This window comes from Bacillus sp. FJAT-45037 (assembly GCF_002797325.1).
In the GTDB taxonomy this organism is placed as follows: domain Bacteria; phylum Bacillota; class Bacilli; order Bacillales; family Bacillaceae_D; genus Alkalihalophilus.
On sequence record NZ_KZ454938.1, the window covers coordinates 945003 to 958472 of the forward strand.

17 protein-coding genes, 1 pseudogene and 1 riboswitch are annotated in these 13470 nt (G+C 40.9%); of the genes and pseudogenes, 15 read left to right on the forward strand and 3 right to left on the reverse strand.

Annotated elements, in window-relative coordinates; genetic code table 11:
* Window positions 1-36: 36 nt before the first annotated feature.
* Window positions 37-435: a YueI family protein gene (locus CDZ88_RS04800; protein WP_100372453.1), complete on the reverse strand. Its 399-nt coding sequence runs from the start codon at window positions 433-435 to the stop codon at window positions 37-39.
* A gap of 161 nt (window positions 436-596) precedes the next feature.
* Here CDZ88_RS04800 and CDZ88_RS04805 point away from each other — a divergent pair, with 161 nt between their 5' ends.
* From CDZ88_RS04805 to CDZ88_RS17885, 15 genes and pseudogenes are all read left to right on the forward strand, one after another.
* On the forward strand, window positions 597-1109 hold the full coding sequence (locus CDZ88_RS04805) for a hypothetical protein (protein WP_100372454.1): 513 nt from the start codon (window positions 597-599) through the stop codon (window positions 1107-1109).
* Window positions 1110-1129: 20 nt separating this feature from the next.
* Window positions 1130-1324: a YqgQ family protein gene (locus CDZ88_RS04810; protein WP_100372455.1), complete on the forward strand. Its 195-nt coding sequence runs from the start codon at window positions 1130-1132 to the stop codon at window positions 1322-1324.
* Window positions 1325-1337: 13 nt separating this feature from the next.
* Window positions 1338-2306, forward strand: coding sequence for an ROK family glucokinase (locus tag CDZ88_RS04815; protein ID WP_100372456.1), 969 nt, complete (start codon window positions 1338-1340; stop codon window positions 2304-2306).
* Window positions 2307-2452: 146 nt separating this feature from the next.
* Window positions 2453-3868: an aspartate ammonia-lyase gene (aspA, locus tag CDZ88_RS04820; protein WP_100372457.1), complete on the forward strand. Its 1416-nt coding sequence runs from the start codon at window positions 2453-2455 to the stop codon at window positions 3866-3868.
* 284 nt (window positions 3869-4152) lie between these two features.
* Window positions 4153-5271: a YqgU-like beta propeller domain-containing protein gene (locus CDZ88_RS04825; RefSeq protein ID WP_100372458.1), complete on the forward strand. Its 1119-nt coding sequence runs from the start codon at window positions 4153-4155 to the stop codon at window positions 5269-5271.
* A gap of 62 nt (window positions 5272-5333) precedes the next feature.
* A riboswitch (TPP riboswitch) is annotated at window positions 5334-5443 on the forward strand.
* A 97-nt stretch (window positions 5444-5540) separates the two neighbouring features.
* Window positions 5541-6173 carry a thiamine phosphate synthase gene (thiE, locus tag CDZ88_RS04830; RefSeq protein WP_100374596.1) on the forward strand — a complete coding sequence of 211 codons (633 nt, stop codon included), beginning with the start codon at window positions 5541-5543 and terminating at the stop codon, window positions 6171-6173.
* Between the two features lie 2 nt (window positions 6174-6175).
* Window positions 6176-6373 carry a sulfur carrier protein ThiS gene (gene thiS, locus CDZ88_RS04835; RefSeq protein WP_100374597.1) on the forward strand — a complete coding sequence of 66 codons (198 nt, stop codon included), beginning with the start codon at window positions 6176-6178 and terminating at the stop codon, window positions 6371-6373.
* A 5-nt stretch (window positions 6374-6378) separates the two neighbouring features.
* On the forward strand, window positions 6379-7158 hold the full coding sequence (locus tag CDZ88_RS04840; protein ID WP_100372459.1) for a thiazole synthase: 780 nt from the start codon (window positions 6379-6381) through the stop codon (window positions 7156-7158).
* Window positions 7159-7185: 27 nt separating this feature from the next.
* On the forward strand, window positions 7186-8301 hold the full coding sequence (thiO, locus tag CDZ88_RS04845) for a glycine oxidase ThiO (RefSeq protein WP_100372460.1): 1116 nt from the start codon (window positions 7186-7188) through the stop codon (window positions 8299-8301).
* Window positions 8302-8327: 26 nt separating this feature from the next.
* Window positions 8328-9131, forward strand: a complete 804-nt coding sequence (gene thiD / locus CDZ88_RS04850; protein ID WP_100372461.1) for a bifunctional hydroxymethylpyrimidine kinase/phosphomethylpyrimidine kinase — start codon at window positions 8328-8330, stop codon at window positions 9129-9131.
* Between the two features lie 104 nt (window positions 9132-9235).
* Window positions 9236-9949 carry an ABC transporter ATP-binding protein gene (locus tag CDZ88_RS04855; RefSeq protein ID WP_100372462.1) on the forward strand — a complete coding sequence of 238 codons (714 nt, stop codon included), beginning with the start codon at window positions 9236-9238 and terminating at the stop codon, window positions 9947-9949.
* Window positions 9949-10728 carry an ABC transporter permease gene (locus tag CDZ88_RS04860; RefSeq protein ID WP_100372463.1) on the forward strand — a complete coding sequence of 260 codons (780 nt, stop codon included), beginning with the start codon at window positions 9949-9951 and terminating at the stop codon, window positions 10726-10728. Before CDZ88_RS04855 ends, CDZ88_RS04860 begins: the two co-directional genes overlap by 1 nt.
* A gap of 30 nt (window positions 10729-10758) precedes the next feature.
* Window positions 10759-11355 carry a hypothetical protein gene (locus CDZ88_RS04865; RefSeq protein WP_100372464.1) on the forward strand — a complete coding sequence of 199 codons (597 nt, stop codon included), beginning with the start codon at window positions 10759-10761 and terminating at the stop codon, window positions 11353-11355.
* Window positions 11356-11386: 31 nt separating this feature from the next.
* Window positions 11387-12067: pseudogene (locus CDZ88_RS17880) on the forward strand (DUF1385 domain-containing protein); the annotation flags it as partial.
* Between the two features lie 75 nt (window positions 12068-12142).
* Complete coding sequence (locus tag CDZ88_RS17885) at window positions 12143-12463, forward strand: MTH1187 family thiamine-binding protein (protein WP_332849230.1); 321 nt, start codon at window positions 12143-12145, stop codon at window positions 12461-12463.
* A gap of 48 nt (window positions 12464-12511) precedes the next feature.
* On the opposite strand, the gene CDZ88_RS04875 is transcribed toward CDZ88_RS17885, so the two are convergent.
* Together CDZ88_RS04875 and CDZ88_RS04880 are read right to left on the reverse strand one after the other, a co-directional pair.
* The gene (locus CDZ88_RS04875; RefSeq protein WP_332849217.1) at window positions 12512-12937 is read right to left on the reverse strand and encodes a GNAT family N-acetyltransferase; all 426 of its coding nucleotides are present in this window, start codon (window positions 12935-12937) and stop codon (window positions 12512-12514) included.
* Window positions 12934-13452: a YjcG family protein gene (locus CDZ88_RS04880; protein WP_100372466.1), complete on the reverse strand. Its 519-nt coding sequence runs from the start codon at window positions 13450-13452 to the stop codon at window positions 12934-12936. The genes CDZ88_RS04875 and CDZ88_RS04880 overlap by 4 nt, the downstream gene beginning before the upstream one ends.
* Window positions 13453-13470 lie beyond the last annotated feature (18 nt).

Genomic DNA, 13470 nt, shown 5'->3' on the forward strand with positions numbered 1-13470 from the left:
AAAAATCCTCTATGCTCATATGGCATAGAGGATTTTTTATTTTTTTGTTTCAATGTCTTGTGCGTACCATTCATCTTCAATCACAAAGCTTGATTGACTAATCGCAGTGTTGATATCGGCAAGTACAAGACCAAATGGAGTGTCTGTAGAAGGCGTCACGATGGTGAAGGGAACTTGGTTTGTAGTGGCTTCCTTGATGTAATTGGAATATAAGCCGTATGACAGATCACCATTTAAGAACAGTTTTAGATTTTTCGTTGTTTTTATTTTTTGAATGACTTCATCATAAGTGCCAGCTTTCATTACTTGGCTTTTTGTTAGGGCAAGATAAATTCTTTCCCTAATCGTAGTTAAAAATAGTGCGCGTTCCTCAGGCTTAATTTCAGGTGTGCCGTACAGGGCATGATCGAGTATGTCTTGCATTTTTTGATCCATACGTATCCCTCTTTCTCTCTCGGACTTAACCTTGGTATGAAAACATGTCCTTAATTCTGCTTACACACATATCATAACATAAAGAACTTTATGGCGTGTATGCATGCCGTACGAAGGTGGATTGATTAAGTTCTATGGACATTTAGAAAGGAGAGCTTAAAATGTGGATTTGGATGATGATTTTGTTCTTTGTCTTTACAATTGGATTGACGGTTGGGGGGTTACTTAGTGCAGCGAAGCAACCACCGCAACTACTACATGTTATTTTTTTCACCCTTGTTTTTGGCTTGCTAACTTATTTAGGCATGATTGTCGGAATGTTTCTCTTTCCTTTTTTTGCGATTTGGTTTATTGAAATTCTGATTGTGATTGTCACGCTACTCTTTATTGTAGCCACGGCGACAAGTTTTCATCCGACGTTTGGCTTTTTTAAACAGGACCGAGGCATTGGGTTAATAATGTTGGCTGCTTTATTTTTTTTAATGGGGTTTGAATGGGGAATCATTGAGATGCGAACTTTTTTCACCCTACTAGCTACGGCTTTATTCTTGTTGGCTCTATTCATTGGATTGTTTGTCCAACAACAAATACAGATGGCGATGTGGCGTATTTCTTATATTGTCTACACTCCACTCATTTGGCTTCTTTTCGTATCTATCATAAAGCTGTTATAATAAATGTTGAGGTGAACGTCATGAAAACGTTATTTGACGTGATGCAATTGCTTAAAAAATATGGCATCTTTATTTATACACGGGAACGAGCGGTGGACCTTGAGTTAATGGAAGAGGAAATTCGTGAGCTCCATCAAATGAAAATGATTGAAACAATCACATTTCAACAGGCCATTCTAATTATTAAGCATGAAGCAAATCTAGCAAAACAGTAAAAGGTGGATGAAAATGACAGAGAAATGGTTTGTAGGCGTTGATTTAGGTGGAACGACGATAAAAATGGCATTTCTAACAACATATGGGGAAATCGTCTCCAAGTGGGAGATTCCAACGAATACAGAAGACGGTGGGATTCACATAACAATGGACATTGCTAAAGCAATTGACCATAAATTAACAGAGTTAAATCAAGAAAAAGATCATCTTCTTGCCATCGGAATGGGGGCACCTGGCTTTATTGATATGGAGACTGGCTTTATTTATCAAGCGGTCAACATCGGGTGGAAAGACTTTCCGTTAAAAGACCGTCTTGAGTTGGAAACAGGTTTGCCTGTTACCGTTGATAATGATGCAAACATTGCTGCTTTAGGTGAGATGTGGCGTGGTGCTGGAGACGGTGCTAAAAACTTATTATGCGTGACACTTGGTACTGGAGTTGGCGGTGGGATCATTGCTAACGGTCAAATCCTTCACGGAGCAAGTGGAATGGCCGGAGAAATTGGTCATATTACCTCGGTCGTTGAGGGCGGAGCTCCGTGTAATTGCGGGAAGACGGGTTGTCTTGAAACGATTGCATCAGCAACGGGGATCGCTCGACTAGCGGTGGCAGCGATTGCCACGACAGGAGTAGAAAGTATCTTAACAGATGTTTATGATCAACATGGGGCATTGACGGCTAAAGATGTGTTTGATGCCGTCAAACAAAATGATGCAGTCGCAACACAAGTGCTAGATGGAGTAGCAGCCCATTTAGGACTTGCGATTGCAAACTTATCCAATGCGTTAAATCCCGAGAAAATAATTATCGGTGGCGGTGTATCTAAAGCAGGAGCCGCGTTATTAACGCCACTCCAGCATCATTTTAAACGGTTTGCACTAGGCCGTGTCGCAGAAAGTGCGGAATTTAAGGTGGCCACGCTTGGAAACGATGCAGGTGTCATTGGCGGTGCATGGCTTGCAAGACAAGCAACCAAATAAGACACCAATTCGTTTATACAAACATATGATAAAATAAAAGTGGACAACTCATATACATGACTGATCTAGATCTGGTCATGCTAAGCATAAATAAAAACCAACGAAAAATAGATAGACTGAACGGACAGAGAGGACGAACAACAACAATGACTGACTATCGAACGGAACGCGATTTATTAGGTGAAAAAGAAGTACCACAGGATGCTTATTATGGAATTCAAACGATGAGAGCTCGCGAAAATTTTCCAATTACAGGTTATCCACCACATCCTGAATTAATTCGCGCATTTGGGTATGTAAAAAAAGCGGCAGCTATGGCAAATCGTGATGTAGGTTCTTTGCAAACGAATATAGCTGATGCGATTATAACAGCCGCAGATGATATCATTAATGGCGAATTATTAGAGCATTTTATTGTCGATGCGATTCAAGGTGGGGCTGGCACATCGTTTAACATGAACGCCAATGAAGTGATTGCCAACCGTGCTATTGAAATTCTTGGTGGGGAAAAAGGGGAGTACATGCGTGTTAGCCCTAATACTCATGTGAACATGGCACAATCGACAAATGATGCCTTTCCTACAGCGATTCACATTGCGAGCCTAAATTTAGCTAAAGGATTAACCGATGCGTTGACGGAGTTAATCGGAGCGATGCATGAGAAGGAAATCGAATTTGACGAAGTGTTAAAAATGGGTCGAACTCATCTTCAAGATGCTGTGCCGATTCGACTTGGTCAAGAATTTGGAGCCTATCGACGTGTATTAACAAGAGATTTACGTCGCCTCACGCGCTCAGTCGATCACTTGTATGAAATTAACCTAGGCGCAACCGCTGTTGGGACAGGGTTAAATGCAAAGCCTGAGTACATTGAAAAAGTATCTAGGTACTTAGCGGATATTACCGGTCTCCCATTTGTAACGGCAGAAAATTTAGTTGATGCGACTCAAAATACAGATGCCTATACAGAACTATCGAGTGCGATGAAGATTATGGCGATCAACTTGTCAAAAATCGCAAATGATCTCCGCTTAATGAGCTCAGGTCCACGAACGGGGTTAAATGAAATTAATTTACCTCCTAGACAGCCAGGCTCATCGATAATGCCAGGCAAAGTAAATCCTGTTATGTGTGAAGTGATGAATCAAGTTTCGTTCCAAGTGATAGGAAATGACCAAACCATCAGCTTAGCTTCAGAAGCAGGTCAACTCGAATTAAATGTGATGGAGCCTGTGCTTGTGTTCAACTTGCTTCAATCTCTTTCCATCCTTCAAAACGGAATGAACGTCTTCCGCAAATATGCAATAGAAGGTATCACAGCAAACATTGATCATTGCCGTGAGATGGTCGAGCGTAGTGTAGGGATAATTACGGCGATCAACCCTCATGTTGGGTATGAAGTCGCCTCACGTATTGCAAAAGAAGCAATCCAATCTGATCGACCGGTTCGTGAAATTTGTCAAGAGCGAGGAATTTTAACCGAAGAAGAGTTAAATGAAATTCTCGATCCTAAGGAAATGACAAACCCAGGAATTGCAGGAGCAAGATTCATCTACGGTTAAATACGTATGGACATCCATTCTTCGAGAAGAGTGGATGTTTTTTTTATAAAAAATTTAGAATTAGACTCCTGACATCTGCTGTCACTAATGATAAAGTTAATATTTGACATCATCATTAAAACTAAATGTGAAACTTATTTGCTTCTTAAACGTCTTATATAGAGAAGTGATTCGTGAGGGGTATTAAAAACAACGATTACATACAAATAGGTCGCATCGATCATTGTTGTTCAAACTTTGTCATGCGATAATAGAAAAAACTAGAGAAAAAGGAGGGGGAATCGATGCGGAACATCATATACGTGCTTGTCTTTTTAGTTCTTTTGTCAGGGTGTTCTTTTTTTGAACGAACGAGTCAGCCACTTCCGCAAACAGAACGAAATTATATGCCAAAGCCCGCAGTCACCTCTTCTTTTTTTAATAATACGACGGTAAAGCCACTTGAAGATGCAACAGGTTTTGCTATGGTCACTGACTGGCTCAATGATAAGACCATCCTTTATTTAAATGAACATGACCAGAAATCTTCGTTAATGAGTTATCATCTATACAACGGTGAATTAAAGACATTCTTTGAAACGGATGAATGGATTGTTGATGTGAAGGGGAATGAAGACCGTTCGTTGTTTTCGATCGTAACAATTGATGCACAAGATCGTTCATCGTTAAATGTAGTCAATCAAGAGGGCATAATGGAGCTAGAGTTGCGCCAATTTGGTGATAGTTATACGATTTATTGGAACCCGTATAAGAGTGATGAGTTCATGCTTGTGACCTACTTACCCGATTGGCAGTTTGAAGTGTTTCATGTGAATGTTTCCAATCAACAAGTAACGGCGATTGAAGTATCGCAAACGTATTTTCAGTGGCTATCAGAAACAGAGATTGCGTACTTAAGCTGGGATGAATTCGAACCGAATTATGAAGCTCCTTTAGAGAAATTAGATTTAGAATCGATGGAGACGAAAAAAGTTGATCAGCCATTGATTTCCATGATAAGTTTTCCGGGTCATATACAAGTAGAAGTATCAGTAGATTCGATTTATGAACTGTATACGATGTACACGTTCAAGCAAGAAGATCAACTGATTAGTAAGCTAGAGATACCTATTTTAAATACGTACTCAGAAACTTGGTGGGTGCCGTTTCATCAATATGATGCAAATGAGGGGGCATTCTATTATTTGCGGCCAAAATATAGCGGCGACTATTTCAGCTACGAAGATGGCTATGAATTAAAAGCCTATCAGCCAAAAGGAGATTCAGAAGTGACGATTCTCGAAGTTGGCCAGCACGTGCCGCTAAAACTTTCTCCAGATGGAAAAAGGATGTTAATAGGAAATCGGTTAGAAGAATTAATTTTAATCGAAGAGAAAGAGAAAATTTCTCTGTTGCCAAGCTAGAAATGTTGTTGTTTGCAATTTCTATGGAGTCTGTCATAATAGAGTCATAATTATATAAAGCTGTAGAAGGCTAGGGGTGCTTACATTTAGTAGGCTGAGAAAAAGGTAGTTTCCTTTTACCCTTATACCTGATCTGGTTCATACCAGCGTAGGGAAGTCGACTTCAAATGATAAGTTCATCATCATATGTAGCCGTATTCCAAACGTTTTTGGGATACGGCTTTTTCATGATCAAAATAACTAAAATGGAAAGAGACGGTGAAGATCACATGAAAGATTTTAAACTATATGCAATCACAGGAGAAGAATTCCATCCAGAGAGAGATCTGATTGAGGTAATGGAAGAAGCGATTCTAGGTGGGGTCGATATTATTCAATTACGCGATAAGAAAAGCAAGAAGATCGACGTCTTAAAAAAAGCGAAAGCATTACGAGAATTAACAAGAAAGCATGATGTTACATTTATTGTCAATGACCATATTGATGTTGCTTTAGCTGTCGATGCCGATGGAATCCATGTCGGTCAAGATGACTTACCACTAGAAGAGGCAAGAAAAGTAGTGGGTCCGGATAAGATCATTGGGATCTCCACCCATGTTATTGAAGAAGCACGTCTAGCAGAACAAGGTGGAGCAGATTACATTGGCGTCGGACCGATTTTTGAAACAAATAGTAAAGAAGACGTCGTCGATCCAGTTACGACAGCCTATGTGAAACAAGTCGTAGAAGAGATTACCATTCCGTTTGTTGCTTTAGGTGGAATCAAGCTTCATAATGTCGACCAAGTATTAGACGCAGGAGCCACAAGAATTTGCATGATCAGTGAGATTGTTGGAGCCAATGATATCAAAGGAACGTGCGAGAAATTCATAGCTATTTTAGATGAAAAAGGAGCGAAGTAATGATGGAACTTATCATTAATGGGAAAGAACAACAAGTTGAAGCAGAGACGTTGCAAGAAGTTGTTATCCACTTCAATCTAGAAAGTCATCTTGTTGTCACAGAAGTAGATGGCGTTATTATTGACCGCGAAAAATGGGGAGAAATGAAAGTAACACCTGGAATGAAAATTGAGTTAGTTCATTTTGTAGGAGGAGGTTGATTGATATGAAACCATCAAAATTAGTCATTGCCGGAAAAGAGTTATCATCCCGGTTCTTTTTAGGCACAGGACGTTATCCGAATCCATTCATTCAAAATGAAGCGATTCGTGTGTCTGAGGCGGAAGTGTTAACGTTTGCGATTCGTCGCGTGAATTTGGATGCACCGAGTGAAGATGCGATCTTGCAGCATTTAGATCAAGATTCTTTTACCTATTTACCGAACACATCAGGAGCTAGTACGGCTGAAGAGGCGGTTCGTATTGCTCGATTGGCTAAAGCGTCAGGCATTAGCAATTGGATCAAAGTCGAGATCAGTGCTAATGAAAAAACCTTGCTTCCTGATCCGATTGAGACTTTAAAAGCAACTGAAATTTTAGCAAATGAAGGATTTGTTGTTTTGCCGTATACATCCGATGATCCGGTTCTATGCAAACGACTAGAAGAAGCAGGAGCGGCTGCTGTGATGCCAGGAGCGGCACCCATTGGTACGGGTTTAGGTGTGTTGAATCCGTACAATATCGGAATGATTGCCGAAGAAGCAAATGTACCGATCATCGTGGATGCAGGTCTCGGATCAGCAAAAGACATTGTTGAAGTCATGGAGCTTGGGGTGGACGGTGTCCTAATGAATACACCTGTAGCAAAAGCAAAAGACCCTGTTCAAATGGCTTATGCGATGAAACTCGCTATTGACGCAGGTCGCGCATCATACGTGGCAGGGCGGATACCCAAAAAGAGGTACGCCACAGCGAGCAGTGAATTCACATCATTGATTTCACGATAGTCACCAACTAGAAGGAGTGGAACGTTCATGACAGAGAGTGTCATTGTCCTTGGAGGAGGAGTTATCGGGCTTTCTGTTGCTTGGCAACTTTCTTGTGACGGCCATCAAGTTACGGTACTTGAAAAGAACCAATGCGGGGGCCAAGCATCAGGAGCCGCTGCAGGAATGCTTGCACCGTACTCAGAGATCGGTGAAGACCCTGATGATTTCTTCCATCTATGTTTAGCTAGTTTAAGAGAGTATGATACTTGGCAACAAGAAATAAAAAAGATGAGTGGATTTGATTTTGAATACACGAATAGTGGCAGTTTACATGCCGTTTACCATGAAGCTGATATGCTCTCTCTCCAAACGAGACAGTCATGGCAAAAAGAGTGGGGAGCAGATGCTGAGCTTATTACAGGTGGTCGGCTAAAAACGTTAGAACCGCATTTATCTGACTCAATTATTGGGGCAATGCATTACCCAGAAGAAAGTCATGTGTTTGCACCAGATTACGTGAAGTCCTTGGAACTTGCTTGCTTGAAGAATGGTGTGAAGATTGTTGAAGAGTTAGAAGAAGTTACGATTCATAGCTGGAAAGAAGAAATCAAGGTAGTAACAAGAGACGGACAATCCTTTCAAGCGAATCGATTAGTTGTAGCCAGTGGCGCTTGGTCATCGGAGCTTGAGGAAACCTTCTCCCTACGAATTCCTATCTTTCCGATTCGTGGTCAGATCTGTGCGTATGAATTAGGGAATCAAGCGGTGAATCATATTATTTACACGAGCCAAGGCTATGTTGTTCCAAAGGCTAACGGAACACTTGTGAATGGGGCATCTGAAGACATAGCTGGATTTGCTACCGATGTGACAGACAAGGGAATTCATCGTTTAACGAATTGGAACCCAAATATCTTGCCTTTTTTAAAAACATTGCAACCTTTTCATCGCTGGGCTGGGTTAAGACCAGCGACACAAGATGGCTATCCATTAATCGGGCATCACCCAGAGGCCGCACATATAATTTTTGCAACAGGGCATTATCGTAATGGGATCTTATTAAGTCCAATCACAGCAAAAGTGGTCTCATCCCTAATCCAAGGCAGCAAGTCACCAGTACCGTTAAAGCTTTTTACACCTGAACGTTTTACATATGAATAAGAGATTGATGGGAGGACGTATACAATATGACAATGGCTAAAGTTTTAACGATCGCAGGTTCCGATAGTGGCGGTGGAGCGGGGATTCAAGCAGATTTAAAAACGTTTCAAGAACTCGATACGTTTGGAATGAGTGCGATTACAGCACTGACGGCTCAAAATACGCTAGGGGTTCATGGAGTGTTTCCTCAATCGTTAGAGGCAATTGAGGCGCAGATTGATGCGGTTCTTTCAGACATTGGAGCAGACGCGGTCAAGACGGGGATGTTGTTTTCAGCAGATATTATTACACTCGTTGCCCGTAAGTTAAAAGAATATGATGTGACACAAATTATTGTTGACCCTGTTATGATTGCCAAAGGCGGAGCAACCTTGCTACAAGATGAAGCAACGGATGCCTTGATTCGCGAATTATTACCGATCTCAACGGTGGTCACTCCAAACTTACCAGAGGCAGCAAAGCTTCTTGGAGTTAAGGAAATGGAGTCATTAGAGGAGATGGAAGAAGCGGCTCGCGCAATTCACACACTTGGACCAACCTACGTCGTATTAAAAGGCGGGCATCTGAAAGAAGGTCCTGCTGTTGATTTACTTTTTGATGGCCAACGAGTTCATCAGCTCCATACTGAACGAATCAACACTAAACACACCCACGGCACAGGGTGTACCTATGCTGCAGCGATTGCTGCTGAATTAGCGAAAGGTAAGCCGATTCAACAAGCCGTTCAAACAGCCAAAGAATTTATCACCGAAGCGATCCGTCATTCACTTGAGATCGGCTCTGGAATTGGTCCCACGAATCATCATGCATACAAACAAAATAGGTCCTAAGCAAACGTGGAAGTCTACTTAAATGAGTAGACTTTTTGTTTCGTCTTGCATTCCTGTATAATAAGATCTAGTAAAGGATCTAAGATGGGAACTGAGGTGGATAGGTGGAAATCGTACGATGGAAAGATGTCAGCACAGACATTTTAAATAATATTTCATTTACCGTACTTGAAAATCAAATTGTCACATTGATCGGTCCATCAGGAGCAGGAAAGAGTAGCTTACTTTACTTAATGAATCGCTTAAGTGACAAGAAAGATGGCTCAATTCTGTTTAGGGGAAAGGCAATTGAAGACTTTTCAATTGTTGAATTAAGACAAAGAATTGGAATGGTTTTTCAATCTCCCGCTTTATTTGAGGGGACGGTGAAGGATAATGTTTCATACGGCCCACTATTGCACGGGCGAGATTGGTCTGATGATCAAACAGTTGAATTACTTGAAGCCGTTCACTTACCTGTTGACTTTCTCCATAAACCGATTGAAGAACTCTCAGGAGGCGAACAACAAAGAGTTGCCTTTTTACGAACATTAGCGAATGAGCCAGAGATTTTATTGCTAGATGAAGTTACCAGTGCCCTAGATCTACGCAATGTCGAATTAGTCGAAGACTTTATTCGGACTCTTCAAAAGAAGGGGAAAACGATTTTTATGGTGACACATGATGTGGAACAAGCTGAGAGATTAGGAGATCAAACATTTTATTTAGAGCAAGGCGAATTAATTGAACATGGCGAAACGAAAGAATTTTTCAGGTCTCCACAATCTGATCGTGCAAAGCGATTTTTATATCGTGATACGGAAGGGGATGAAGCATAATGGCTCCTGAAATATCGACTACATCGATGCTATTTTTAATTGTCTTTGTGCTCATTCCAGTTTCTTTGTCGTATCTGTACTCATTAAATTTAACAAAAAGTATTACATGGTCATCGTTTAGAGGAGCAGCACAGCTCTTTTTAATCGGTTACCTACTAACATATTTGTTTGAATTACCTCCATTAGTGGGGATACCGTTAATGTTAACCGTGATGATTACTGTTGCAGGTTTTCATGCTGGGAAAAAAGGTCAAGGAATCAGCGGAGTTATATTTTTAATCTTTGGCATTTTAGTGACAGTGGAACTCGTGGTGCTCTCGATGTGGCTTGGATTTGGTATGATTGAATTTGTACCAGAGCAAGTCATTCCGATGAGCGGGATGGTTATCGGAAACAGTATGGTTGCCATTGGCCTTGCACTAGAGCGTATGAAGAGTGAATTCAAAGAAAACCATTCACGATTGCTTGCGTCTCTTTCTCTTGGAGCAACTCCTAAAGAGGCTACTCAACCTGTGATCAAACGAATCGTACGAGCAGCCATGATTCCAAATGTTGATGGTTTAAAAACGATCGGGCTTGTTCAGTTGCCTGGAATGATGACAGGTCTGATTCTAGCAGGTGTCTCACCGCATGTAGCGATTCGCTATCAAATCGTTATATCCTTAAGTATTTTCGTAGCCGTATCCGTGAGTGCGATGCTTGTTACAGTGTTTACATATCGTCGATTCTTCAATAAAAAAATGCAGTTACGTCGGATTGAATATAATGGTTCAATCTAGAGATATGGATAAAAGGGGAAATTAGTCATTATGTTTAATGGAAACAAGCTTGTTTTAATTTTACCTGCGATTTTAATGGTTTTGATGTTTTTTGGTGGGTATCACTTTCTAGGCCAGGTAGAAACAATGACACATGAAGAATTAGAAGATGTGATCGAGTTAGACGTTCATGCATCTGAGCGTGAGGGGGATTGGGTGGTTCGTGTGAACTGGGACTGGACGATGATGCCAGATGGTGGCATGTACGGAGAGGACTATGTAAGTGTGGCAGTGTTAGATTCATCTAGAACGAATGCTAGAGAAGACGTTGTATTTGAAGATGCCAAACTCGAATTAATCTATGCCGACGAAGTTATTTATGAAACAATGGGGCAGAGTGTAGACAATGGCATGATTTTCGAATATCCAAATGAATTAGACCAACATAAAAGCTATGGTAACGTTGGTCAAATGGTTGTAACAGTAAGCGGATCAGAGATTGATTCAAGTGATATTTCTGTTAAACTCCTTCATACGTGGGTGAATCATAGCCCGTTAACGAAAGAAGATGCACAGTTTACTGTACTAGATTTTAGCGGGGCACAAAATGTACCTCATTGGATTATTGAACAAGCACCTAAACCATAAGTAGGGAAAAGGAGAGGAGAAGCGTGAAATGATGATTCGCGGTTTGTCCTACCAACGGGGAATCTTTTTCATTGGAAAAATGCATGTTGCGTGTGCCTATCATGAAAACGGACGACTAAAAACATGGATCAAGCCTTACGAGACAAAGACGATGCTAGTCATGATGAGACAAATCATTTCTGCGATGCCGATGTGGTTTACATTAATAGCCGCTGCTTGGGTATCGCTCGTCATTGTTCCGAAATTGACGACGCTTATTGATGCATCAAATTGGACAGGTCTACCTGTTTATACGTTGTTTTATTTAATGTTAGGAACGCATTTTATTTTTCCTGAAAGCTTAAAGAAATACCACGGGGCAGAGCATAAGGTCTTTAGTGACCGAGGGGTGAAGCGTCGTGGTCGAATGTATCGAATTAAAAAAGCGGCTATTACAAATAGGAATTGCTCGACCAATGTTGTCGTTATTTATTTTCTAAGTGTGATCGTAACGGTAATCGGATTGTATGCAGGAGGCTGGCAATGGTCTGAAGCGCTCATGTATGGCTCATATGGTTCTCTACTAGCGATCCCAGTCGTTCAACAATTAATGAAGTATAAAGCGTTTCGATGGCTGAAATCATTCATCCTAGCGATCTCGTATTGGTTACAAGTGAAAGTGACCACAAGCGAGCCTGAGCATAAACATATTATTTGTGCGATTGAGTCTTATCGAAAGTTAGCGAAGGAAGAATTCCCACAACATCTCGTTGAAAAGCGGGTCACGAAGAAAAAGGAGGAGAAGCATATGGCAATTGTTGATGTAACGGTTATTCCAATTGGAACTGAGAGCCCAAGCGTTAGTCAATATGTAGCTGAGATTCAGCAAGTCTTAGCTAAGTACGAAGGGAAAATTACGTATGAACTCACACCAATGAGTACATTGATAGAAGGGGAATTACCAGTGTTGTTTGAAGTCATTCAAGCAATTCACGAAGTTCCATTTAAGCATGGATTAAAGCGTGTGGCGACAAATATTCGCATTGATGACAGACGTGATAAGGAAAGCACGCTGAGTAGTAAGAGAGCATCTGTACAAGCAAGACTCGAACAAACTGAAGAGAAATAGTGATATGAAAACAAGGCGATCTCACATAGAGGTCGCCTTGTTAATTTACTATAAAGCTTTCGTCATCGTTACATGTGGAATGCCTGCATCTAGGAATTCTTCTGAGATAACGGTATAACCTAATTTTTCATAGAAAGGAACGGCTTGAGTTTGTGCGTTCAGTTTAGACGTACTTAACTTTTGATCTTTGGCTTCGGCTTCCATTTGTTTCATTAAGATCTTGCCTACACCCGTGCCGCGGACTTCTTTAGCGATGCAAACCCGTTCCATCTTTGCATATGTTTCGACTTGACGGAGTCGAGCAGCACCAACGACTTCATTGCCATTGTAAACGACAAAATGTGTGGCCGTTTCGTCGTACTGATCGAGCTCCTCTTCTTTTGGAACATTTTGTTCGTCGACAAAGACGTTCATACGGACTGAATAGGCATCATCTAGTTGGGATTGATTCGTGACTTTCATAACATCGATCATGAGTGATTCTCCCCTAAGCGAAATGTCTCATACACTGTCCATGAGCCGTTTTCTAGTTGATACATTAATTGCATACGATCAATGATTTCATGGTGATTGACTTTTTTCATTTTTAGTTGACCTAAGACATCAGCATGTTCTTTTTCTGATAAGTCTTGACCTATTGTTAGGTGCGGGATGAATTTATGTTTTGGCGTCTCTTCAAAAGGCTCTGTATGCAGCATTTGGTGCAGAGTGGTTAATGTTGGATGTTCTTTGATTTTAAAGAAGATCGTTAGAGACAGCGGATAAAACGTATCTACTTTATACACATCAATCTCGACCGGTTGGGCGGCTAAAGCAATTTCTTTTAATTTAGACGTGATAAAAGGTAGGTTATCCTCGCTTACTTCAAAAGGATCTTTCATAGTTATATGCGGCGGTATCCATCCATAGTGCGAGTCGTAACGCTTGCGGTGTGAATTAGCTAGGTCTTGTAGTTTCTTTGATGGAAATAAAGCAATACCATACTTCATGATTATCATCCTCTCTTG